The following is a 24,907-nucleotide window of genomic DNA, read 5'->3' as shown; positions in this document are numbered from 1 at the left end:
CCCCCGCTCCCGAGCACCCCACCCGGAACGTCACTGCCTCTACAAAACTAAAACTTGCTTGCGAAAATTTTCCTAACGATGTACTATTATTATAGGCATTGCTGTAATTGTTAGCTAAATTAAAAGCGCTTCATCAAATCTTCACGAAAAGAATGTCCTGGGGTCAAGAGTTGTAGGAGTTCGGCAATGTTGGCAAAGGTGCAACTTGCTGATAAAGAGGGGTTTGGAGCCTTGTCCCTTACTGGCGAACGTAGACAAAAGTTTCTGATAGATATACTCCATCTCTTCAGGGGTAAATCGTTGCTGAACTTCTGTAGTCTGAACTCCTGAACTTTCCAATAAGGATCAGTCAGAGAAGGTCAATATATGTCAAAAAAACGCAAAAATGGAAAAAATCTAGATCTAAGCACTGTGCTTGAGGTGGATGAGGGAGACAGAAAAGCAGTCGAAAGCAGCCCCAAAAAACTCAAGAAGAGTACTTACGAACGGGAATTGCGTCGGCTTCAAGTCGAGTTAGTAAAGTTGCAGCGGTGGGTTAAACAGAAGGAATTGAAAGTTGTCGTTATCTTTGAAGGACGGGATGCGGCGGGAAAAGGGGGGGCAATCAAGCGGATTACTGAATCCTTGAATCCGCGAGTGTGCCGAGTTGTCGCCCTGGGTATGCCGACGGAGCGTGAGAAAACTCAATGGTATTTTCAACGTTATGTAGCGAATCTGCCAGCAGCAGGAGAGATGGTTCTGTTTGATCGCAGTTGGTATAACCGAGCGGGTGTGGAACAGGTGATGGGGTTTTGCACCCAACAAGAGTATCTTGAGTTTTTGCGATCGTGTCCTGAGTTTGAATGTATGATTCAGCGATCGGGAATTATTTTGATCAAGTATTGGTTTTCGGTTAGTGCTGAAGAGCAAGAACGCCGTTTTCAGAAGCGGCTTAAAGATCCAACCAAGCGATGGAAACTCAGTCCGATGGATTTGGAATCTCGCGCTAAGTGGGTGGAGTATTCCAAAGCTAAGGATGAAATGTTTGCAGCTACAGATATCAAGCAATCACCCTGGTATGTGGTGGAAGCGGATAATAAAAAACGCGCCCGCCTGAATTGTATTTCCCATTTACTCAGCCTGATTCCTTACCAAGATTTAACGCCCGAACCGATTAAATTGCCGCCTCGACAACGGGAATTAGATTATGTCCGTCCGCCTGTGTCTACTCAGACATTTGTGCCAGAAGTGTATTAATGAAGTCTAACCCTCACTCCCAAGCTTGGGAGTAGGGAATGGGACTGTACCTCATGTAAGTGAGAACCGCTATATCCCTCAAATTACTCGTTAATAGTATTCATTTTCGGTTTTTTGGGTACTTTTATTCCAATATATTTACAAAAATTAATACATCTAATACTATCAATTATGTTGTTTACTTCTAGTTAGAGATGGAAGCCATTCACCAAGTTATTCGATTGAACTACGCTCGGATTTCTGAAAGCCTGCAAGCTGAACTGATTTTTCTTTCTGAACTTTCAGAACTGACAAATGATGAACGGTTCAGGCAGTCTATTACTGAGGTGATTTACAGCCTTAATGATTTGTCGGATACCGTGAATTTGCAACGGCGATATCTGAATCCTCGTGCTTAGTGCTGAGTAGCGGTTAGTTTATTCAGCTTTTGTTTACCCCCCTAACCCCCCTTATTAAGGGGGGAATAAGAGGATGATAAATTTTTCTTTATTCCCCGGTTTGAATGTAGGAAGGGAGGCTAGGGAGGTTAACAAAGGCTGTTGTTTAGGCAACAGGGTAAGATGACTTGGCGATCGCTCTAATTCAGTGGCTATACTTGTAGGCATAAAATTAGGCAGATGCGGCAATTATGGTGGAGTGGTTAGCGGTTTGGGGAGTAACTAGCGCCGTCGGATTAGTGTTTAAACCCATTCTGGAAGATTTGGCAAAAGATGCCACTAAAGATTGGGCGAAAGATTTAATGAAAGATTCCCTCAAAAATGTGCTGCGACTGCCGAGTAAAGAACCTGTAGATATTGCCGCGGGTAAAGCACTGACGGAATTTTTGAAACTGGTGCAAGATGAGTTAGAAGAGGCTAACCTTTCAGACAAAGAAATCAAGGAGTACACTAAACCGTTAAAACAATTTATTCACAATAAAGCAGTTAAAGCCATACTGGGTAGTGCCTTTAACGAGGATTGTCAGGTTCTGGATACGGCGATATTAGCAAAAACTTGGAATGAGCTTAACTTGTTGTCGTTACCGGAGGAATTTGACTGGAACCCAGTCACTAAGCGGTATCTCAAAAAAGTGAAAGCGATTATTCGGGAATCCGAGGAGTTACGGGCTATCCTGGATTCGCAAAGGCTGGAGACGATTGCTGAGAACACAGCAGAATTAGCCGGAATTATTCCAGAGTTTGACTTAGAGCAATATCAAGAAGCCATTCAAGAGCGATATGGCAATCTGAATCTGCAAAGTTTGGATACCAGTGGTTACGCCTATAACGAACTGACGTTATGGCGAATGTTTATCCCCCAGAATGTGCGACAGGTTCATGAGGTTTTACACCAGGTTCACGAAATTCCGAAAGAACATCAGAGACGACTCAGAGAGAGTCATCAACTAGAAGCGGAAATTGTGGCTGAGGAGTTGGAGCGATATAAACAGGTTTATTTTGAACAGCCTAGTCGCCCAGTTGGGGAGATTGTTAAGGATAAGGATAATTATCGGTATGTGGTTATTTTAGGTGATCCAGGGTCGGGGAAGTCTACCTTGTTGCAATATTTAGCCTTAGATTGGGCAACGTTATCGGTGGAAGCGGCGAAGTTTCAGTCTATTCCGTTGTTGATTGAGTTACGCACCTATCTGCGGAATTTTGAAGCAAAACGTTGTAATACCTTTTTAGAGTTTTTCCATCAAAGTCCCGGTTCAATCTGTCACCTGAATCAGCAGCAATTGCACGAACAGCTAAAGGCGGGTAACGCTTTGGTGATGTTTGATGGGTTGGATGAGGTATTTGAGCCGGGGAAACGAGAGGATATGATTACCTGTATTCATCGCTTCACGAATGAGTATCCCAATGTACAGGTGATTGTGACATCTCGCGTGATTGGGTATAAGCCGCAACGGTTGCGAGATGCCCAGTTTCATCATTTCATGCTGCAAGATTTAGAACCGGAACAAATTAAAGACTTTATCCATCGATGGCATGAGTTAACGTTTAACAACGAAGGGGATAAAGTTCGCAAGCGGGAACGACTGCAACGGGCAATTGATACGTCAAAGGCAATTGGTGAATTAGCGGGAAATCCCTTGTTGCTGACGATGATGGCGATTTTAAACCGTAATCAAGAATTACCACGAGATCGACCTGAACTTTATCACCAAGCTTCACGAGTCTTGCTGCATCAGTGGGATGTAGAACGGGCTTTGATAGAAGATGAACGCCTTGATCCGAAAACGATTGATTATAAGGATAAGCAGGCGATGTTGCGTCAGGTTGCTTACAGGATGCAAGGGGCAGAGAAGGGGTTGGCGGGTAACTTGATTAGTGCCGATGATTTAGAAGAGAGTTTGACGGGGTATCTGAGAAGCATCGTTGATAGTAATGCGAGAGGCATGGCGAAAGTCATGATTGAGCAACTGCGGACTCGCAACTTTATCTTATGCTACATGGGAGCCGATTACTATGCCTTTGTGCATCGGACGTTTTTGGAATACTTCTGTGCTTGGGAGTTTGTTTGGCAGTTTGAGAAGGAACGAAGTCTTTCACTGGATGAGTTGAAAACCGAAGTGTTTGGGCAGCATTGGCAGGATGAGTCTTGGCATGAAGTGCTGCGGCTGATTGTGGGAATGATTGAGACGAAATGGGCAGGGGAGGTTATTGATTATCTGATGACGCTGGAGGGGGAAGCGGAGGAGTTTATGGAGTTTATCAATCTATTTCTGGCGGCGAAATGTCTTTCAGATGTGAGAAATCGCTCGGTACTGAGGGAAACGGCGACTCGACTCCTTAAGCAGCTAAAAGGTTTAACGAACTATGACCTAGATTACTATTATGAATCCTATGGAAAAGAGGCAAGCATAGTTCGTCATATTCGCAGACAAGCTGTTGCAGCCGTGGCAGCAACTTGGCAAGATGAACCGGATACCTTACCCTGGCTCAAACAACTCACTACTTCTGATGATGATGAGGATGTGCGACGTGCGGCAGTGGAAGGATTAGCTTATGGCTGGAAAAATGAACCGGATACCTTACCCTGGCTCAAACAACTCGCTACTTCTGATGATGATGATGTGCGATGTGCGGCGGTGCGGGAATTAGCCCGTGGTTGGAAAGATGAACCGGATACCTTACCCCTCCTCAAACAATGCGCTACTTCTGATGAGTATTGGCTTGTGCGAAGTGGGGCGGTGCGGGAATTAGCCCGTGGTTGGAAAGATGAACCGGATACCTTACCCCTCCTCAAACAATGCGCTACTTCTGATGATGATGGGTATGTGCGAAGTACGGCGGTGGAAGAATTAGCCCGTGGCTGGAAAGATGAACCGGATACCTTACTCCTCCTCAAACAACGCGCCACTTCTGATGATCATTATCATGTGCGACGTGAGGCAGTGGGAGAATTAGCTCGTAGTTGGAAAGATGAACCGGATACCTTGCCTTGGCTTAAACAACTCGCTACTTCTGATGAGGATTGGCTTGTGCTAAGTGCGGCGGTGCGAGAATTAGCCCGTGGCTGGAAAGATGAACCGGATACCTTGCCTTGGCTTAAACAACTCGCCACTTCTAATGATAATGAATACTTGCGGTGTGTGGCGGCGGAAGAATTAGCCCGTGGTTGGAAAGATGAACCGGATACCTTACCCATCCTCAAACAACTCGCCACTTCTGATGATAATTCCGATGTGCGAAGTACGGCAGTGCAAGAATTAGCCCGTGGTTGGAAAGATGAACCGGATACCTTACCTTTCCTCAAACAACTCGCTACTTCTGATGATATTCTGAATGTGCAAGGTGCGGCGGTGCGAGAATTAGCCCGTGGCTGGAAAGATGAACCGGATACCTTACCCCTCCTCAAACAACTCGCTACTTCTGATAATAATTGGTATGTGCGAACTCCGGCGGTGGAAGAATTAGCCCGTGGCTGGCAGGATGAACCTGGGATATTTGAGTTGTTGTGCAATATTGCTGTCAATCACCCTTTTGAACGTGAGAAAAACTGGCAAATCAACCCTCGGCAAACTGCACTTGAGATCATCATCAAGCAATATCCCGCTTATCCCCAGACTCTACCCCTCTTGCAAGACAGAGCAGAAAATGATCCAGATGAGAAGGTGCGGGAGTTTGCTCAGAAGAAATTGGCGAAATGGTCGTAATGTCGGGTAAATTGCGGATGACGTTAACCAATTGCTGGGAGCGATCGCTTTTCCCGGTGTGAATTGCTATAACTACTCAGTGCGATCGCAATTGTTCCAGCTTATCTATAGCGTTTCCTAGTCTTGTGAGGTACACCCTGAATGAAGGCAGGGAGTAGGGAGCGGGGGAGCTGGGAGCGGGGGAGAGAAAGTGACTTCTTTGAATCTCACATTTTGCACCCTTGTCAGTCAACCCGACAACCCGCCCGGAGTTTTAACTCTGGGCTAATAGCTACAACTTTTGTCCAGTCGTCTTTAGACGACTTTAGCTATGAGACAGTGGTTTAAACCACTGGCTGTTAGTGAGACTGGTGCAAGATCTCAGTTGAATGCAACTTGCAATTAAGTCGTTACCCTTAGTTTAATAGCTGATAGCTGATTGACTGACACAACGTGTGATACCAAATGGGTTTGAATTTGGTACATATTCTCTCTTGCTCCCCCCAAAACATCGGGGGGCTGGGGGGGTTCCAGATGTGCCATTGGAAAAGCCAATTGATATGAGCAGATGCTCAAAACGCCCTCACCCTAGCCCTCTCCCCAAGGGAGAGGGAACAAGAGTATGGAGGGGAGCATCCCGTTTTTGCATAAAGAGCAGTCTCCCACCCTAGCTCTCCCCTTAATAAGGGGGGTGAAAAGTGTGAATTGACAACTTCAGGATGCTCCCTTCTCCCTCTGGGAGAGGGGTTGGGGGTGAGGTTTCTAAGTCAAAAAGCCCCCGCTGGTGTCGTTTGCGTTTGCCCTTGCGCCTCAGAAACATCTGCTTGAACACTAACCAAACTCAACTGCACCGCACAAGCTTTTAACTCCGGTTGCAGAGAATCGGGACAGGATTCTGGGTGAGTCAACGCATTCGCTTCGGCATTATCCGCCCACAGCGCTCCCCAATGCATCGGTACAAACACCGTACCCGGAGCGATCGCTTTCGTTACTTTAGCAGGGAAGCGACTCATACCCCGACGCGATCGCACTTCTACCCAACTCCCCTCTTCAAATCCCAATTTTTGAGCATCACGGGGATGAATTTCAATAAATGGCTGCGGGTGCATTTGCTGAATCTTGGGAATTCGACCGGTGCGAGTTTGGGTGTGCCAGTGACCATAAAGACGCCCCGTTGTCAAGATAAAAGGATAATCTGGATCGGGCGGTTCTGCTAATCCCCGTGAGTGATAGGCTGCAAATCTAGCTCGTCCATCCGGTGTTGGGAATCGTAAATCGGTATAAAGTCGTTTGGAATTGCCTTCTGCTCCTCTGCTCTCCTGCTCTCCTGCTTCCCCGCTCTCTTCACGATAGGGCCACTGAATCGGTCCTTCTTGTTGTAACCGCTCATAACTCAGTCCAGTCATGTCGCAAACTCGCCCACGGGTCAACTGCACAAATTCCGCGTGAACGGCGGCGGAGTCGGCAAAGTTAAACTGCTCAGTAAAGCCCAAACGACGCCCCACCTCTGCAAAGATTTCCCAGTCGGCTCTAGCTTCCCCGACTCGGTAGCGGAATTCCGGACACAGCGTTACCACTCGCTCAGAGTTGGTCATCGTTCCCGTTTTTTCACTCCACTGCGCTGCTGGCAGCACAACATGAGCATAGGCAGCCGTTTCGGTAGGATAGTAGGCATCCTGATACACCGTAAAGGGTGACTTTTTCAGAGCGGCTTTAGTACGCTCGATATCTGGCATACTCACGGCTGGATTTGTAGCCGCAACCCACAAAAAACCAACATCACCAGTTTCTAGACCTGTAATCATATCCCAAGCGGTCAGACCGGGATGGGGTGAAATTTGTCCCGGTTTTAATCCCCACAACTGCTCGACTTCCGCTCGATGTTGGGGATTCTTCACTAACCGATAACCGGGGAGAATGTGGGAGAGTCCACCCGCTTCCCGTCCCCCCATGGCATTAGGTTGACCGGTGAGGGAGAATGGACCTGCACCCGGTTTGCCGATATTGCCGGTCATCAAGTGCAAGTTAATCAGAGTCCGAACTTTCGCCGTCCCTTCTGAAGACTGATTCATCCCCATCGACCACAGCGACAGCACCCGCTCCGATTCTGCCCAATAACGAGCCGCTTGTTCCAAGTCGTCGAGGCTAATACCGCATTTTTGGGCTACCAGTTCCGGTGAGTAATGGCAAATCACCTCAGTGTACAGGGGAAAGTCTCTAGTGCAATCTTCGATGAATAGGCTGTCAATCTTACCCCAGCGCATCAATAGATGAGCAATACCGTTAAGTAAATCAATATCTGTCCCCGGTTGAATCGCTAAATGCAAATCAGCCGCCTCAGCAGTGGGAGTCTTGCGAGGGTCAACCACAATCATTTTCACCTTACGGTTTTTTTTGCAATGCTTGTGCAAGCGGTTGAAAATAATGGGGTGACATTCTGCCGTATTGGTGCCAATTAAGAAGGCACAGTCGGTTTGCTCCAAATCCTCATAGCAGCAGGGAGGACCATCAGAACCAAAACTTTGAATGTAACCCGCTACGGCAGAAGACATACAGAGGCGGGAGTTGGCATCAAAGTTATTGGTGCCAAGACACCCTTTCATTAATTTCTGAGCAATATAATAATCTTCGGTTTGAAACTGACCCGAACCGTACATACAAAGGGCTTCCGGTCCTTGAGTAAAGCGAACCGTCTGAATGCGGTTAACAATGTGATCAAGGGCTTCATCCCAACTCACCTGACGAAACGGCTCATCTAAGGAATCCCGCATCAGGGGATGCTTCAGGCGGCTTTTCTCCAGAGACTCACTCACCGTCGCACCTTTGACACATATCATACCCTGACTGGAGGGATGAGAGCGATCGCCCCGGACTTTCCAAATCGGTGTTCCTTCACTATCTCGATTCGTTGCTTTACCCGCTTGTGCCGGTGGCGATACTTCTAAACCACAGCCAACACCGCAATATGGACAGAGTGTTTTTATTGAATTAGTCATAGCGATCGCACCTTGAATTCCTAACACTATTGCTTATCTTTGGGTTCTCTATATTTCATTTCTCTAAAGAGTCATTGCAATGTTCTCTAATTTTTCAAGGTAAATAAAAAAACTAAATTATTTTTTATCTCTAAGTTATTTTACTTGATTGATGGATAAAAGTTTTTATATAGAGACTTCTACAAAATCAAATTAGTTATATTAGCAAATAATATTTGTATATTTAGTAACAAATTCATTGTCACTATGAAGTGAAGACATTACCGCCATGTCATTTTTACATTTCATGCCGCTCAAAAGATAATGAAAACTAAAGTAGGTAATAAAAAATGGATATCGAATGCTCTACACTCAATACCCATTCCCTAATCAATTTTTCAACTTTAACCTTAGTCTGCTCGATCGTCGGCTAGTACAGGTATGGCAGACATTGGCGGTTCTGTGTCCTCACCCTCATGGTGTTCGGCAAAGGAGCCTCTGGGTTCTCTGAGCAAGAACCAGCAAAGGAAACTAACAATGAGTGCTGTGATACCCAAGGTTTGGAAGAAGGTTTGGTTGCCGACATCACCTTCAGGCAACAAGCTGAACAGGGTAAGGTAAGCCACAGCTCCCACATTTCCGTAAGCGCCAACGTTACCAGCGACTTGACCTGTCACCCGACGTTTAATCAGAGGCACCATTGCAAAGGTAGACCCTTCTCCAGCTTGAACAAAGAATGAGCAACACATGGTTAGGATAACGGCAAGAGGGAGCCACCAACTGCCTTTGACAGTACTCATTATCAGATAGCCAATCCCCATACAACCGGTTAGAACAGTCATTGTCCACTTACGGCTACCTAGGGTGTCAGAGATTAAGCCACCACCTGGACGAGCGACTAGGTTCATGAAAGCGTAACTCGCAGCAATCATCCCAGCCAACTGTTTGCTAAGTCCGAAGGTATTTTCAAAGAATGCCGGGAGCATGGAAACGACGGCTAGCTCAGAACCGAAGTTAACCACGTAAGTTAGTTCTAATATAGCAACCTGAGAGAAGTTGTAGCGGTCTTCAGCAGGGTAGCGCTTTTTGCCAGTCATCAAGTCTTTGTTTACATCCCAGCACTTGTAAGCTTGAAACAGGTACAAACCTAAAAGTGCCAACCAGGTAATAATCAGTCCAGTTTGGTCGAAGAAACCAACGTTGCTCAAGCGCCATGCCAGCAGAGCTAGAACTCCCACTAGAGGTATATTCATCAGCATTAGGAACCAAAAGTCCCGCTTGGTGGTGACTTCCAAACCACCGTGGCGCTTGGGTTTCTGATAAACCTTGCCAGAGGGAGTGTCTTGGACACTGTTGTAGTAGATGGCTCCATAGATAGCGGCGATGATACCCGTCAGAGCGATAGTTAACCGCCAATTTAACGTACCACCCGCACCAAACGCTATTACTGCCGCAATCGTTGGTAAAGTGAATGCCGCTGCCGCCGAACCAAAATTACCCCAACCACCATAGATGCCTTCTGCAACACCAATCTCTCTGGGGGGGAACCATTCTGCAACCATGCGGATACCAATTACGAAACCTGCACCCACAATGCTGAGAGCCAAACGGCTGATGACTAACTGGCTGAAGTTTTGAGCTAGGGAAAAGGTGATACAGGGAATTGCTGCATACATCAGCAACAGCGAGTACGTCAGCCTCGGACCGAAGCGGTCTAAGAGCATACCGATGATGATACGAGCCGGCACCGTTAGGGCAACGTTACAGATAGCGAGCGTCCTAATTTGTGCTGGATCTAGACCCAGGTCTTCTTGTATCGCTGTGGCTAGGGGAGCAAAGTTAAACCAAACCACAAACGATAAAAAGAAGGCAAACCAGGTCATGTGTAAGATACGGTATCTACCGTGAAATGACCATAATTCTCTAAGCATTTGCAATCCTCTTTCCTAACTGAACAATACTGAAAACTGGAGCTAACGTACTAGAAATCTTAGTGAATTGGCTCACCCAATCAACTCACTTCGTTAATTGCATTCATTTAAGCTGGAATACTCCCTCAACTGACAATAGGTCAATGAGTTGATTTTTTAGTTACAGATACAGCACAACAGATATATCACAAGATTCAACAAATTGTCTTAAAGATAATTCCAAAACTGCTGAGTTGATTTGAGTTACGGATTCTGCGTGCATACTCGTGCATGATTGTAGAACTTTGAAGGAAATATTACCTTACTTTCCTAATTATTGTCTCTACAAAGATTACATTTGAAAAATTAGGATTTAGTATATTTGATTACAGAATACGAGTTTGAATGGATTTAGTGCATTAGTTTTATTCGGTTTTTACATTATCTATAGTATATTGAGAGTCCTGTCTTGATTTAAGTAGAACTAGCATCTTGCATCAGTCTCAGTAAGCGTTTCACCAGGCAGGCTTTCTGGTCTACCCCACCCGAAAAATGGCTATAGTGTGGGATGAGCGTCCCACCTGTCCTGTAAAGGGTGCAAGATGCCAATTCAGTCAAGTTTTGTATACTCGATAGTCTCTCAAACCTGTCACTACAGCCAATACAGGTAGAAATGTTCCTGCTGTAGGAGTACGCAAGTCCTAAAAAAACCGCGATCGCACCACGTCCTAAGCTAGAATTATTAAGAAATCTATAGTAAAAACTACTCCACAATCGTTCCCTGACGCCTTTATGACTCTCCCTATCCGCAACGTTGCAATTATTGCCCACGTCGATCACGGCAAAACCACCCTGGTTGATGCCCTTCTTAAACAATCCGGCATCTTCCGTGAAGGGGAAGAGGTTCCTGATTGCGTCATGGACTCCAATGACTTGGAGCGGGAGCGGGGAATTACTATTCTTTCTAAGAATACCGCCGTTCAGTACAAGGATACGTTAATCAATATTGTCGATACTCCCGGTCACGCAGACTTCGGGGGCGAAGTTGAACGGGTGTTAGGCATGGTTGATGGTTGCATCCTGATTGTGGATGCCAACGAAGGACCGATGCCCCAAACTCGCTTCGTCCTCAAAAAAGCCTTGGAAAAAGGACTGCGCCCGATTGTCGTCGTCAATAAAATCGACCGACCCCAAGCCGAACCCTACGGTGCGGTGGATAAAGTCCTTGACTTGTTCATCGAATTGGGTGCTGATGATGATCAGTGTGAGTTTCCTTATCTATTCGCTTCCGGTTTGCAAGGCTTCGCCAAAGAAGACTTAGATGCAGAAGGGGTCGATATGCAATCCCTGTTTGATGCGATTCTGCGTCATGTCCCGGCACCGGTTGGTGACCCGAATAAGCCACTGCAACTGCAAGTCACTACCCTGGATTATTCCGAATATCTGGGTCGGATTGTGATCGGCAGAATCCACAACGGTACAATCAAAGCCAGTCAACAAGCAGCTCTCGTGACAGAAACAGGGGATATTGTCAAGTCAAAAATCAGCAAACTGATGGGCTTCCAAGGACTCAATCGTATTGACTTACAAGAAGCCTCTGCTGGAAATATCGTGGCTGTGGCTGGATTTGCTAATGCCAATATCGGCGAGACGATTACTTGTCCCAATGAACCCCAGGCACTACCTCTGATTAAGGTGGATGAACCCACCTTACAGATGACTTTCTCGGTGAACGATTCGCCCTTTGCCGGTCAGGAAGGGGATTATGTGACATCCCGACAATTGCGCGATCGCTTAATGCGAGAATTGGAAACTAACGTCGCTTTGCGTGTTGAAGAAACCGACTCTCCCGATAAATTTCTGGTATCGGGTCGGGGTGAGTTGCACCTGGGTATCTTAATCGAAACCATGCGCCGCGAGGGATACGAGTTTCAAGTATCCCAACCCCAAGTCATTTACCGGGAAGTTAACGGTCAACCCTGCGAACCCTTTGAGCTTTTGGCCCTAGACATTCCCGAAGAAGGGGTGGGTGGCTGTATCGAACGGCTAGGTCAGCGCAAGGGCGAAATGCAGGATATGCAAATGGGGGGTAATGGTCGAACTCAGCTAGAGTTTGTGATTCCTGCCCGTGGTTTAATTGGCTTCCGGGGTGAGTTCATGCGCCTGACTCGCGGCGATGGCATCATGAATCACAGCTTCCTGGATTATCGTCCTCTTTCTGGCGATGTTGAAACTCGTCGTAATGGAGTCATCATTTCCTTTGAGGAAGGGGTTTCGACATTTTACGCTCTGAAAAACGGGGAAGACCGAGGTGTATTCTTTATTACTCCTGGTACTAAAGTTTACAAGGGCATGATTGTCGGCGAAAACAACCGTCCTCAAGATTTGGATTTGAATGTTTGCAAGACAAAGCAATTAACCAACCACCGTTCAGCAACGGGGGATGAGTTGGTGCAGTTGCAAGCCCCAGCGGAGATGAGTTTAGAGCGGGCGCTGGAATATATTGGATCTGATGAATTGGTGGAAGTAACGCCGCAGTCAGTCCGCTTGCGGAAGATGACGAAGAAACTGGCGAAGCGTTAAGTCATTTCCTTTTCCTGAATAGTAGATAGCCAGTAGTGGCGTGACCCAGCTAAAATGGTGCAATAGTATCAGAGAAACGCGATCGCCAAACTACCTTGGCAGCACTTTGGTTGCGCTCCTGCTGTCAGGCATCAACTTGAAGTTTTTCAACCGATTCAATCCGACGGTTGAGGCATTGCTGGGTCACGCCACTACCCTAAAATCTGGTCAATCATCCTATTTGCCTGGGATCCATACCCACCGCCAAATAAGTTAAAATGATTCAGAATGTGGTACAAGTTGTACAGGGTTTTCCGCTGCTTGTAGCCTGCATCCAAAGACCAAACCTCATTGTAGCCGCGATAAAATGCACCAGGGAAACCCCCGAACAGTTCCGTCATAGCAATATCTACTTCCCGATCGCCCACGTAGGTTGCTGGATCTAACACTACAGGCTCACCCGAACGAGTAATTGCCGCATTTCCCCCCCACAAATCCCCATGAACCAAAGAAGGTTCGGGTTGGTGAGTCAGCAGTTCAGGCACCCGCGCCAGCAATTTATCCTGTTCAGGAAAATGTCCACCGCGACGCCGTGCCAGTTGGAATTGATACCCTAATCGATGCTTGGCAAAAAATTCCACCCACTCATCCGTCCAGGTGTTGATTTGCGGCGTTGAACCAATCGTATTATTTTGCTCCCAGCCAAACCTTGCTAGACTCTCTCCTTTGATTTCCAGGGGTTGGGGAGGCTTTGCCTGATGCATTGCCGCTAGCTGGCGTCCCATCTCTTCCCATGCCTGGGTGCTGCTGCCCCCAAACTCCAGCCATTCCAATACGATGTATGCCAAATCCTCAGCTATCCCGCAGCAAAGCGGTTTTGGCACTCGTATCGTTTGAGTGTCCAGCATTTGCTTTAAACCCAGCATCTCTGCCTCAAACATACCGACAAGAGAAGCCTGATTAGTTTTGACAAAGTAAGTCACATTGTCGCTAATGAGAGCGCACCCCTGATTGATACAGCCACCACTAACCGAACGGCGGTTCATGATTTCAAAGGGTTCACCAGTTACTTTACTGATACGATTGGCAATTTCTGTCCACATTATTTAGACGTTGGGATTTTCAGAGTTGGGATTGCAGGAACTGGTTTTAGGGGCAAGTTTATCAGATTTGCTTATTTTGAGACAGTATGATGGAAAACTCAATCTGCCATAAGGCTTAGAACCACGTCAGTTAATGAAATTTTGCCCGCTCGGGGAGGCAGTTAGTACTATTGTTCGCGTCGGCACCCCAAGTTCCTCCGTCGGAGTTCGGGTAAAAGCCGACGCACCAATCTATCACGTTACTTTACAAATTATTTCCGAAATTGGTCGCTATTTTCAGACCAGTAGTCCACACAATTGATGGCTTCTTCGCTTAAAACTTTGCCAGGATGTACGGCACATTTGAGATAAGGGTCGTTTTTAAAGAACCGACAGTGAGAACAGGGAATCTTAGGAGACGATTTTACAGGAGTCAACCGATTACGAAACCTCTTCCAGAAATCTAATTTAACCAGAACTAACAGCGTCCAGATTACGAAGACAACGCCCATGGGAGCCAACAAAAATCCGTTATCCGTCGATGTTTCCTCCTGTAAGGGTGAGTGCTTGTTATGTGCCTCACTCACGTTAACTTCACTCAGATTTTTTCCTCCTACTACAGGGTGGTTCAAAAAAAAATTATCAACCTGCTGATTTTTCATAATATTTACCTCTCGTAGCAATTTCTTGTATTAAGAATAGGGCGCGTTGCTATCTTAACGCGCATCTCTGAAAGTGACCCCCTAGTCAAGCAATGGATTGCTAAAATCTCATCAGATAAAATTGTTAAATCCAGAGCAGTACAATTGCTCAGTTATCAATTTACACGAAGGATCTATTCTGGTTATAACTCAAAACCTATTCGCTATTTTTCTTTCTAAGGAGAGGTTCCAGAATAGCTTTATATACCTCTAAAGTTAGTTGAGATTTATAAGATTCTAGATAGTAATGCAGACAATTGTCACAATAACGGCTTGAGCCTCCCTAATCTTTTCTTAGAAAACTGAACCCTTCTCCTAAACCCTCTGCGAACCTCTGCGTTTCAAAAAAAAGTAACCTTACCCCGCGATCTCACTCCTTCATGTGATAACAATAACCGTTGCCTCCCTAAGTTGCCAGTTCGTACTCATAACGACTATGATTTACCAATAAACTTAAATTCCTCTCATAGGAGAGAGTTATGAAACTTCAACGCTTTGAACATATCAATCTAGCTTGCCAGGATCTGGACGCAACAAAAACCTTCTACCAAACCCTATTTCCCGATTGGTACGTGCGGGCAGAAAATAACGATAGACACGATCGCTGGATGCATTTTGGCAACGACCAATTTTATCTAGCCCTCAATCACGAACCCAACCTCAAGCGGGTACACGAGATTTACGAAATGATTGGCGTGAACCATGTTGGCTTTGTGATTGATGACGGTAATGCCATGAAAACCCGACTTGAAGAACATGGCATTGAGTACTACACCATGACTGCATCCGAAACCAAACACCGCATCTATGTCACCGATCCCGATGGCAATGAAATCGAGTTAGTAGAGTATCACCCAGAGTACGCTTTACGTTAAATCCGATACCGAGTCGGGGGAAACTTCATGATAAGCGTTCACTGCCAACAGCAAAGAGCGTGAGGAAACAGTACTCTTTATCCAGAGAATAGGCAGCTAAGTAGGAAGAGCTTTACTTGAAAACCTCTAACCTGAACTGCCAAAATGCGAGCAACTACTACGAAAGGAGACAACTAGAATGCTGGAAGCCTATCGCCAACACACGGCTGAACGCGCCGCCTTAGGAATTCCCCCCTTACCGTTAAATGCCCAACAGACAGCACAACTGTGCGAACTGCTGAAAAATCCCCCGCCTGGTGAACGGGAAACATTAATGGAATTATTGCGCGATCGCGTCCCGCCTGGGGTCGATGAAGCCGCTTATGTCAAAGCCTCGTTTCTAACCACCATTGCCAAGGGCGAAGTTACCAGTCCTTTAATTAGTCACCAAGGTGCGATAGACCTATTGGGAACAATGATTGGTGGCTACAACGTTCAATCGTTGGTCGATCTGCTCAAACCCCACGACGAACCGTTAGCGGCTGAAGCAGCGATCGCACTGAGTAAGATTACCCTGGTTTATGATGCCTTCAATGATGTGCTGGCACTCTCAGAAATCAATCCCTACGCCAAACAAGTGATTGATGCTTGGGCGAATGCCGTGTGGTTCATCCGCCGTCCCAAAGTACCGGAAGCCGTGACAGTAACGGTATTTAAGGTGCCAGGAGAGACGAATACCGATGACCTCTCCCCCGCCCCCCACGCCACCACGCGCCCGGATATCCCCTTACACGCTTTGGCAATGTTGGAGTCGCAGATGCCGGAAGGACTCGCAACCATTGCCAAATTAAAAGAAAAAGGGTATCCTGTAGCCTATGTTGGGGATGTTGTCGGTACTGGTTCATCCCGCAAATCAGCGATTAATTCCTTACTGTGGCATATTGGTGAAGATATTCCCTACGTTCCGAATAAGCGAGCTGGGGGATATATCTTGGGTGGTGCGATCGCGCCTATATTCTTCAACACCGCCGAAGATTCCGGGGCATTACCCATCGAGTGTGATGTCACCCAGATGGAAACCGGGATGGTGATTACCATTCATCCGTATAAAGGGGAAATTACCAACGAAGCTGGAGACGTGATTTCCACCTTTACCCTGAAGCCCGATACCATTCTTGATGAAGTGCGTGCCGGTGGACGCATTCCCTTATTAATCGGGCGTAGTCTCACCGATAAAACCCGCGAAGCGTTAGGATTAACACCCAGCACCCTGTTTACCCGTCCCAAACAGCCAGAGGATACAGGCAAAGGCTATACCCTGGCACAGAAAATGGTGGGGAAAGCTTGCGGTTTACCTGGAGTTCGTCCCGGTACATCCTGCGAACCCTTAATGACCACGGTTGGTTCCCAAGATACCACGGGTCCAATGACGCGGGACGAACTCAAAGAACTCGCCTGTTTGGGGTTCAGTGCCGATTTAGTCCTGCAGAGTTTCTGCCATACTGCTGCCTATCCCAAACCCGTGGATATCAAGACGCATCAAGAACTACCGGATTTCTTTGGAACTCGCGGCGGTGTGGCGTTGCGGCCCGGTGATGGCATTATCCACTCTTGGTTAAACCGGATGCTATTGCCAGATACCGTAGGCACTGGTGGCGACTCCCACACGCGCTTCCCCTTGGGAATTTCCTTCCCAGCGGGTTCCGGGTTGGTGGCATTTGCGGCGGCGTTGGGTGCAATGCCCTTGGATATGCCGGAATCTGTGTTAGTGCGGTTTAAGGGTGAGTTGCAACCGGGGGTAACGCTGCGGGATATTGTTAACGCGATTCCTTATGTGGCAATGCAACAAGGGAAGTTAACCGTTGCGAAACAGAATAAGAAAAACGTCTTCTCCGGCAGGATAATGGAGATGGAAGGTTTGCCTAACTTAAAGGTAGAGCAAGCCTTTGAACTCACCGATGCGACTGCGGAACGCTCTTGTGCTGGCTGTACGATTAAGCTGGGTGAGGAGACGGTTTCTGAATATCTGCGTTCCAATATTGCGCTATTGAAAAATATGGTAGCGCGGGGGTATCAAGATGCCCGTACTATGATGCGCCGTGTTGCCAAAATGGAGCAATGGTTGGCAAATCCTGAGTTAATGTCTGCGGATGGGGATGCCGAGTATGCTGATATTATTGACGTTGATTTGAATGAAATCACCGAACCCATTGTTGCTGCACCGAATGACCCGGATAATGTCAAGTTAATGTCAGAATGTGCGGGTGACAAAATTGATGAAGTCTTCATCGGTTCTTGCATGACCAATATCGGTCATTACCGCGCTGCTGCCAAGGTGTTAGAAGGTGCAGGTGAGGTGAAAGTGCGCCTCTGGATTTGTCCGCCTACCCGGATGGATGAAAAGCAACTGCGGGAAGAAGGAGTTTATGACACCTTTGCTGCTGCGAATGCCAGGACGGAAATGCCGGGATGTTCTCTATGTATGGGGAATCAGGCGCGAGTTGAAGATGGTGCGACGGTGTTTTCTACCTCGACTCGGAACTTCAATAACCGCATGGGGAAAGATGCGCGAGTGTATCTCGGTTCTGCGGAATTAGCAGCAGTTTGTGCGCTGTTAGGACGGATTCCTACGGTGGAGGAATACAGGGAGATTGTGGCGGAGAAATTGAATCCGTTTGCGGGTGATTTGTATCGGTATTTGAATTTCGATCAAATCGCTGGGTTTGAGGATGAAGGACGGGTGATTCCGTTGGAAGAAATGCCCAAGATTGAGGATATTTTGGGGATGCCGACGGCGGCGGGTCGATAGTTTACTGATAGAAGGCTTGCAACCGCCAAAACTAGGGTGTTCTTGGCGGTTTTCTATCAGTAAAAGCGTGAGCTATATTGGCTATTGAAGTATGTAGGACTAGACAATGGCTGTCACAAAGCCGACCACAGTCAGTGAGATAGTATTTGAGCAAAGAGACTCTGAAATATTTCAAATACCTGATACAAGAACACGTCTCGACACTTTACAAAAGTATTTCTTTCCTCGCTTGGAAGTATTACTTAGACATACTTTAGACGTAATATAAACAGTCTATGGTGTAAATCCATATGAGCGAATGACCTTTGTTTACGCTCCAAGTCACAGAAAAACAGCACGTCAGAATGTTGACTATGGTCAAGTACATATTGGGTTGACGGGGAAGCGTAGAACGGATAGGACACTTACAATCAAACGTCGAGATGGAAACCCATTTTTTCTCCATCCAACTTATTTGACATACAATGTTGATTTACAAGGTGGGATGTTTGTCAAACTGCTTCCATTTCGCTCAGGCGTAGATTCTCAATTTGTCTCTGCTGTAGCTGATTTAATTCGCCGTAATCTTGATGCACTTTCTCCAATTTTTGCCCTGACCCATATTTCACACAGTAGTGCTGAACAATTTGTTCATATCAGGAATGCCTTTACAGATGAAGAAGTGGGATATAACGGAATTAGGCTCTTATCTCCTCTGTACTACTTTCCGCTCGACATAAATCGCGGTCTGGCTAATCTAATTTTGGCATTTATAGCTCTCTATCCTTTGCTGGATTCCCTATTCTCTATTGCAGAAGGCGAACCACATAAACTGTATAAAATGCTGAAAAAATTTAAGAGATGGTATCGATCAGAGGGGAAAAAATATGTACAAAAACTAGACTCTGATTATGAAAGTAGTGAGCTCACTGACTTACCAGAACTAGACAGTTATTCCTTTGTAAGACCAGGTCGGTGGTGGTCTGTTCTGGCTCGTGATAAATGGAAGTGTTGTAGTTGTGGGCGCTCAGCTAAAGATGGAATAACGCTCCATGTCGATCATATTAAGCCTCGTTCACTAGGCGGCACGGATGATATGAAAAACCTTCAAACTCTGTGCTTGAAATGTAACATTGGTAAGAGCAATAAAGACAGCACAGACTTGAGATGACAGCAAGACGAAGCAGACAGCTAATTGGAAGACGAATCTGTGCGATCGCGTCTTGATTCCAGAAGCCAGAAGTGCGATCGCTTTAAGCAGAGTACGCCTTGAAAAACCTAACCCCCTAACCCCCTTCCCTACGAGGGAAGGGGGAACAAGAGGCTCTGGCTCCCCTCTCCGCACTTCGTGCCGCTTCGCTAACGCAGGAGAGGGGTTGGGGGAGAGGTCATTTAACCCAGATGAAAGCAAAAGTCGTACAGTACAGTAATTAATGTAGGATAGGCATTGCCCACCTTACTTTTAGTGTCTAGAAGATGAGCGTCACGCAATGCTATTTAGGCAAGCGATCGCTCTATTGTCCATTGAGTAGGGCTTTCATCAGTTTGCTGCTAGTTTTATTTTCCTGGAATGACGCAAGTGGGGTATGCCCAAGCGATTGAAGCACAGCAGCAGTTTATCTTCTACTCCTTATACCCGATTAAAATTCCCAAATCTAAGCGTCGAGCTGTAGGAGAGTTTCTATCGAGAGCCAATTATGGCATGATTATCGGCAATTTTGAGTTAAATTTCGATGATGGGGAGATTCGTTACAAGACTAGCACGAATGTCAAAAATCACTCTCTTGATGCAGACACTATCAAACAGTTGGTATACACCAATGTGAACATGACGGATGAATACCTACCTGGTATCATCGCTGTAACTAAAGGTGGAGTGTCACCAGTCAATGCGATTTGCCATAGCTGAGACTTTATCCTCTTAACGGAGTATGAACTTTTCAGCCGAAGCTGGCTCAAGTTGACACAAGAATCGCAACAGAAACGGTGAACTTCCTGGATAAAGTAACAATACTGTTCACAAACCTCTGCGGCGCTACACCAGTCGAAATCCACCAGCATTATCACCCCCTTTATCCATCACTAAATGGGTTTTTACTTGATACAAGTTATCACTCATTAACACCGCATTTCAACTCAAAGCAGCTCAGTTTAGATTTGAGCATAACGTGCAGCTACCTGCACAAGAGATGACAGGATTGAGTCTAGCTGCGACAGCGATAACATTGATCGGATTGCGATCGCTCTCCAATTGGGATGCCATAGCACACAAGTTACCTGATCCGAATGGGGGTTTAGTCAGTGCGAAAATAGGTAGCTTCCGCTATCGACTTAATGCCCTAGAGTCTCAGATTTGGGAATATACCAACGGCACGGTTTCGCTCAAAGCGATCGCCCAACAGCTCAGACTTCCCCTCAAAAAAGTGCAGCAGATTGCCTTTCGATTAATTGCAGTGGGGCTAGCAGAGGAAGTTCCCTTGATAGTTAGCACTCCTTCTACCCAAGTCATAGAACCTCTTCCCACCCAGTTGCACTCGGAAGCTACCAACTCCAAAGTCAGCCATTCATTCTTGCACAATTTAATGGGTTTCTTGAGTACCAACAAATCTATTGCCTCGGCTCCGCTCGGCTTTAGCGCTGAGCGAAGTCGAAGCGCTAAAAAGCAATCCTTACGAATAGCTTGAGCCTGACAGCTCTAGAGTTTTGAAAGAGTAAAGGTACAACATCGACGTAACATCGCTGAAACCCATGATAATTTTCGGATTTCTACGAATTAAGTCATAGTCTAATAGGGGCAAAATCCGATTGCAACCCCAACCACCCCCTAAAGCAAACAATGCCTGAACTGAGGTATCGGCAAACATTGCATTCACATCAGCAGCACGGTCAGCATCTTGACCTGCCAGATAGCCGTATTGGTCAAGACTATGGGTTCCTAGCTTGACTTTTAACCCAAGTTTTGCTATGACTTGGGTAAATTGATCGATAGTTTCTCGGTCAACACGACCAGCAGGGCTAATTAATCCTACCGTATCCCCAGCTTTAAGCCGTTGGGGTTTGAGAAGCGATCGCACAAGTGGATTTGTTTTTGCGACCGCAGGCAACGGTGCTGCCAACAAAGTCAATCCTAAAACTTTGAGAAACTTGCGGCGATTCAAAATTAATGGTAATGACATGAGAAAATGCGCTGAAAAGTCAGCCACAGCATCAGTAGAAAAAAAAGGCTAAAATTAATTATTTCAAGTCATCTCCAAACATTAGCAACACTTGTAGGGGATGGAACTTGCATCTACCAGATTTCAGTCAACTTAACTATAAGTTGAACATCAACGTCACCGAGACGGGTGGTTTTTGGTGTCATCTGCCAGACAGTGCAGAGGCGATCGCTCGCCTCTGTATTGGGTAAAACACAGGCACCTTAATGTTGTATACGATATCTTGGTTGAGCCTTTCCATGCAGGTTAGATCTTCTTCCCCAATCAATTGCAAAGAACACTGGATACATTCGGCTTTCTATTTAGGGGCATTGCCGTTACTTCAAGCTATGGTAGGTAAAGATGCCTCTTCTGTAACTCTGGAGATCATTGATAGCGGTCTAGACGATACTCCGCAGTTATTGCAAACCATGTGTGCAGCTACTATTGCAGCTACTATCAGTGAGATACGGAACTCCGAAGTTTTTGCAAGCTATGTGTGCAACTACAATCAGTGAGGCGCGGAAACTGGACAATGAACCGGATGCCAGGGTTAAGTAAAGCGGTAATAGGTGCAAAAAAAGCCGTACCAGTTTTGTCAGGCGCTAGACACTACAAGCCACAATAGTACTCTCATAGCGGCACCGACGCTGTTGTCCTGGCTAGAAACTAGGTACGAACGGGTCGAGGCAATGTTATAGACCCCAAAACAGCGATATTAGTAATCTCAAGGATGAAATTAGTCCCTTTCCTCAATGAAACACCGATCATCCTCGTCGTGGATGATGACCAGTTCATACGGGAATTATTGCGCCGAGTCATGGAAAAGGAAGGCTATCAGGTTGTCGAAGCCAGCAATGGCGAACAGGGCTTGGAAGCCTACAAACGCCTCAAACCTCATCTAGTCATGCTAGACGCCTTAATGCCCGTAATGGATGGTTTTACCTGCTGCAACCAACTGCAACAATTGGCTGAAGAAAATTCAACCGAAAGTGAGCTTCTTGACGGCGAAGTTTTGCACGGGGCTTCGCAAACGCCAGTACTGATGATTACCGGTCTTGACGATCCAGAATCCGTTGACCGAGCCTTCTCAGTTGGCGCGACAGATTACATCACAAAACCAATTCACTTAGCTGTTCTGCGCCAAAGAGTGCGGCGTCTGATCCAACAGTTTCAACTTTACAAACAGCTTGAACAAGCCAATCGAGAATTGCAGCGCCTCGCGACTTTAGACGGACTCACTGGGGTTGCCAACCGACGCCGCTTTGACCAGTATATTGAGGATGAATGGTGGCGGATGATGCGAGAAGAGTCGCCTTTGTCTTTGATTCTTTGCGACATCGACTTTTTTAAGAAATACAACGATACTTATGGACACCAAGCGGGTGATGCTTGTTTACGACGGGTAGCTGATGCACTACGCTTTTGTGCCAAGCGCTCAGTCGATTTAGTGGCTCGGTATGGGGGTGAAGAATTTGCCGTGATTCTACCCAGTACCACCGCAATCGGTGCCTCTCAAATCGGTGAAGAAATTCGCTCGGTTATTAATAGTTTGAAAATAGCCCATGGTGCTTCACCTGTCAGCGACTACGTTAGTGTCAGCTTAGGAGTCGCTCACCTTCAACCCAGCGTCAACACGTCACCCACCTTGCTCATTGCAGAGGCTGATAAGGCATTATATAAGGCAAAAGCTTTGGGACGCAATCAGTGCTTTACTAAAGTTTGACTTACCTGCCGTATCCTCACTATTGATTTTAGGGAGTAGGGAGTAGGGAGTAGGAAGGTTCTTAATCTATCTTTTCCAAGAACGTTTCTACCTTACCATCTGGATACAGAACTGCCCGAATTGGTGCCTTACTTCCCCCCTCTACTGGAGAAACAAACGGTTCGCCAATTAAGGGGATACCTGTGCGATCAATATAAATACTTGCCGCATTTCCTACGGGGTAAATACGCTCAATTGAACCGTCTGAACTGAGCCACAACCTATATTCCAATGTTTTTGTCAATTCTTCGGGGGGCAGCCATCGCTGCTGGAGATAGTTTCTGGCTTGGGCGACTTGGGGAATAGTGTCAAATAACCGACCATCAACTCTATCACTTGCTGCCGAACGTGGCTCTTGGCTCAAGCTCTGTGAAGCAGAAGCATCGGCACTGTCATTACCCAAGGATGGAATACCCCTAGGGGGGTTTTTCTGAAGACTGGGTGCAGTTGGCAGGGGTGGTGGTGTTGTCGGTACTTTGTCTGAAGTTCGTCGAGGAGTCTGACTTGGTGGAGTTGTTCCAGACAAGGAAGGAGGATTGCTAGATCGAGTGGGAGGAGAAGCAGGGGGAGATGATACGCTACCGGGATTGGGCGCGGACTGGACACCAGAAGGATTAACTGGAGGGCTGATTGAAATACTTTGACGTGGGGGGGAAACTGGCGGTGCAGTGCTTGTTTGAGGAGGTGGAGTTTTTACTGGCTCCGGTGGTGTCAAGGTAGGTGCGGGGGAGAGGGAGGGAGGTGTTACTGGTGTTGGTAGAGGAGAGGGTAAGGGAGATGTGGGAGCAGTTGGTAGTGGCGGCACCTGAGCAAGATTTGAACTGGACTCAGCCGAATTTTCCTCTGTAGTAGGTGCAGTAGCTTCTTGGGCAGATTTAGACGAGTTGAGAAATTTAATTCCAGCGGTGGAGACTCCTACTGCCAATACCACAGCGGCTGCTGCCTGCGCCCAAATGGGTAGGATTTTCTTGCCACGGGAGCGGTTGAGGTTGGGTAATGCTATGATTTCAGCGGCATATTCATCCAGAGCTGTCGCTAGGTCAAGTAGTTGTAGCGCACTTAAATTAATAACAGATCCTGATTCTTCGTTTGCTAGATGACCCAGAAACAGTTGATGGGCAACTAAGTTTTTTGGTTTCAGGTGAACTTCTTTAGGAAGCGATCGCGGTTTGAGAGCTTTAACATTATTAAAATCTAGCTCATTGAATGATTCTGCTGACCTTTGAGGTGTTATCGACTTAGACAGAGTGAGCCACGATGCCGAGAAAGCCGATGAATGGTTGTGATCTTCAGCTATCTCATCACCGTTACCAGTAAGGGTTGGTATCGCTAAAGACAAGGGCATTTCTGAGGAGTTGAGGAAATTTTGCACATAGTTGCTGACCGCATCATACAAATGATCGAGTTTTGTGCGATCGCCTCGGATCGTTACCTTCGTCTCTGTTGGTTGCCGGGGGTCGTCAAAATGCAGCTCAAAATGCAGGTCTTTGAATACAGAGGTTCCCACCCAGCGAGATAGGGGTGAAGTTTTTCCCACAATTTCTAGGGTGCAGGTCGGGGGAGTGTAGCGTCGCAGAACTGAATTAGATAAAGGCATAGTCATTAGTCATCGGTCATTGGTCATTGGTCATTGGTTAGGAGGTCATCGGTCATTGGTCATTGGTCAGGAGGTTATTGTTACTTGTAGTAAAAGACGAATGACTAAGGACAAATGACTAAG

17 protein-coding genes are annotated in these 24,907 nt (G+C 46.6%); 11 read left to right on the top strand and 6 right to left on the bottom strand.

Annotation, left to right across the window (positions count from 1 at the left end; genetic code table 11):
* Positions 1–366: 366 nt before the first annotated feature.
* The 3 genes from ppk2 (at position 367) to IQ257_RS11240 (ending at position 5,377) form a co-directional block, all read left to right on the top strand.
* Positions 367–1,236, top strand: coding sequence for a polyphosphate kinase 2 (gene ppk2 / locus IQ257_RS11250; protein ID WP_193882441.1), 870 nt, complete (start codon positions 367–369; stop codon positions 1,234–1,236).
* Positions 1,237–1,430: 194 nt separating this feature from the next.
* A complete protein-coding gene (locus IQ257_RS11245) occupies positions 1,431–1,634 on the top strand; it encodes a hypothetical protein (RefSeq protein ID WP_193882443.1) in 204 nt (67 codons plus the stop codon).
* A gap of 230 nt (positions 1,635–1,864) precedes the next feature.
* Positions 1,865–5,377: a HEAT repeat domain-containing protein gene (locus IQ257_RS11240; protein ID WP_193933042.1), complete on the top strand. Its 3,513-nt coding sequence runs from the start codon at positions 1,865–1,867 to the stop codon at positions 5,375–5,377.
* Positions 5,378–6,123: 746 nt separating this feature from the next.
* On the opposite strand, the gene IQ257_RS11235 is transcribed toward IQ257_RS11240, so the two are convergent.
* Both IQ257_RS11235 and IQ257_RS11230 read right to left on the bottom strand, forming a co-directional pair.
* Complete coding sequence (locus IQ257_RS11235; protein WP_193874474.1) at positions 6,124–8,352, bottom strand: molybdopterin oxidoreductase family protein; 2,229 nt, start codon at positions 8,350–8,352, stop codon at positions 6,124–6,126.
* A gap of 389 nt (positions 8,353–8,741) precedes the next feature.
* The gene (locus IQ257_RS11230) at positions 8,742–10,262 is read right to left on the bottom strand and encodes an MFS transporter (RefSeq protein ID WP_193874437.1); all 1,521 of its coding nucleotides are present in this window, start codon (positions 10,260–10,262) and stop codon (positions 8,742–8,744) included.
* A gap of 771 nt (positions 10,263–11,033) precedes the next feature.
* Here IQ257_RS11230 and typA point away from each other — a divergent pair.
* A complete protein-coding gene (gene typA, locus IQ257_RS11225; RefSeq protein ID WP_193874439.1) occupies positions 11,034–12,824 on the top strand; it encodes a translational GTPase TypA in 1,791 nt (596 codons plus the stop codon).
* Between the two features lie 191 nt (positions 12,825–13,015).
* On the opposite strand, the gene IQ257_RS11220 is transcribed toward typA, so the two are convergent.
* Positions 13,016–13,906, bottom strand: a complete 891-nt coding sequence (locus IQ257_RS11220) for a fructosamine kinase family protein (RefSeq protein WP_193874441.1) — start codon at positions 13,904–13,906, stop codon at positions 13,016–13,018.
* Positions 13,907–14,157: 251 nt separating this feature from the next.
* Positions 14,158–14,547: a hypothetical protein gene (locus tag IQ257_RS11215; protein WP_193874443.1), complete on the bottom strand. Its 390-nt coding sequence runs from the start codon at positions 14,545–14,547 to the stop codon at positions 14,158–14,160.
* A gap of 518 nt (positions 14,548–15,065) precedes the next feature.
* On the opposite strand from IQ257_RS11215, the gene IQ257_RS11210 reads away from it, so the two are divergent.
* The 5 genes from IQ257_RS11210 (at position 15,066) to IQ257_RS11190 (ending at position 20,912) form a co-directional block, all read left to right on the top strand.
* A complete protein-coding gene (locus tag IQ257_RS11210) occupies positions 15,066–15,461 on the top strand; it encodes a VOC family protein (protein ID WP_193874445.1) in 396 nt (131 codons plus the stop codon).
* A gap of 178 nt (positions 15,462–15,639) precedes the next feature.
* The gene (gene acnB, locus IQ257_RS11205; RefSeq protein WP_193874447.1) at positions 15,640–18,249 is read left to right on the top strand and encodes a bifunctional aconitate hydratase 2/2-methylisocitrate dehydratase; all 2,610 of its coding nucleotides are present in this window, start codon (positions 15,640–15,642) and stop codon (positions 18,247–18,249) included.
* A gap of 298 nt (positions 18,250–18,547) precedes the next feature.
* A complete protein-coding gene (locus IQ257_RS11200) occupies positions 18,548–19,399 on the top strand; it encodes an HNH endonuclease (RefSeq protein WP_193874449.1) in 852 nt (283 codons plus the stop codon).
* Positions 19,400–19,798: 399 nt separating this feature from the next.
* Complete coding sequence (locus IQ257_RS11195) at positions 19,799–20,137, top strand: YbjN domain-containing protein (RefSeq protein ID WP_228060621.1); 339 nt, start codon at positions 19,799–19,801, stop codon at positions 20,135–20,137.
* 259 nt (positions 20,138–20,396) lie between these two features.
* A complete protein-coding gene (locus IQ257_RS11190) occupies positions 20,397–20,912 on the top strand; it encodes a hypothetical protein (protein ID WP_193874451.1) in 516 nt (171 codons plus the stop codon).
* On the opposite strand, the gene IQ257_RS11185 is transcribed toward IQ257_RS11190, so the two are convergent.
* Entirely contained in the window at positions 20,898–21,404 is a 507-nt protein-coding gene (locus IQ257_RS11185; RefSeq protein WP_193874453.1) for an LD-carboxypeptidase, read from the bottom strand. The genes IQ257_RS11190 and IQ257_RS11185 overlap by 15 nt on opposite strands.
* 107 nt (positions 21,405–21,511) lie before the next feature.
* Here IQ257_RS11185 and IQ257_RS30740 point away from each other — a divergent pair, with 107 nt between their 5' ends.
* Positions 21,512–21,634 (top strand): hypothetical protein, encoded by a 123-nt coding sequence (locus IQ257_RS30740; RefSeq protein WP_265584487.1) that lies wholly within the window; start codon positions 21,512–21,514, stop codon positions 21,632–21,634.
* A 521-nt stretch (positions 21,635–22,155) separates the two neighbouring features.
* Positions 22,156–23,148: a response regulator gene (locus tag IQ257_RS11180; protein WP_193874455.1), complete on the top strand. Its 993-nt coding sequence runs from the start codon at positions 22,156–22,158 to the stop codon at positions 23,146–23,148.
* A gap of 61 nt (positions 23,149–23,209) precedes the next feature.
* Here the strand turns inward: IQ257_RS11180 and IQ257_RS11175 are convergent, their stop codons facing one another.
* Positions 23,210–24,790: a DUF4335 domain-containing protein gene (locus tag IQ257_RS11175; protein WP_193874457.1), complete on the bottom strand. Its 1,581-nt coding sequence runs from the start codon at positions 24,788–24,790 to the stop codon at positions 23,210–23,212.
* Between the last annotated feature and the right edge of the window lie 117 nt (positions 24,791–24,907).

The sequence above is a fragment of the Coleofasciculus sp. LEGE 07092 genome, from assembly GCF_015207375.1.
In the GTDB taxonomy this organism is placed as follows: Bacteria; Cyanobacteriota; Cyanobacteriia; order Cyanobacteriales; family Coleofasciculaceae; genus LEGE-07092.
This window is presented reverse-complemented; position numbering and strand designations above follow the sequence as displayed.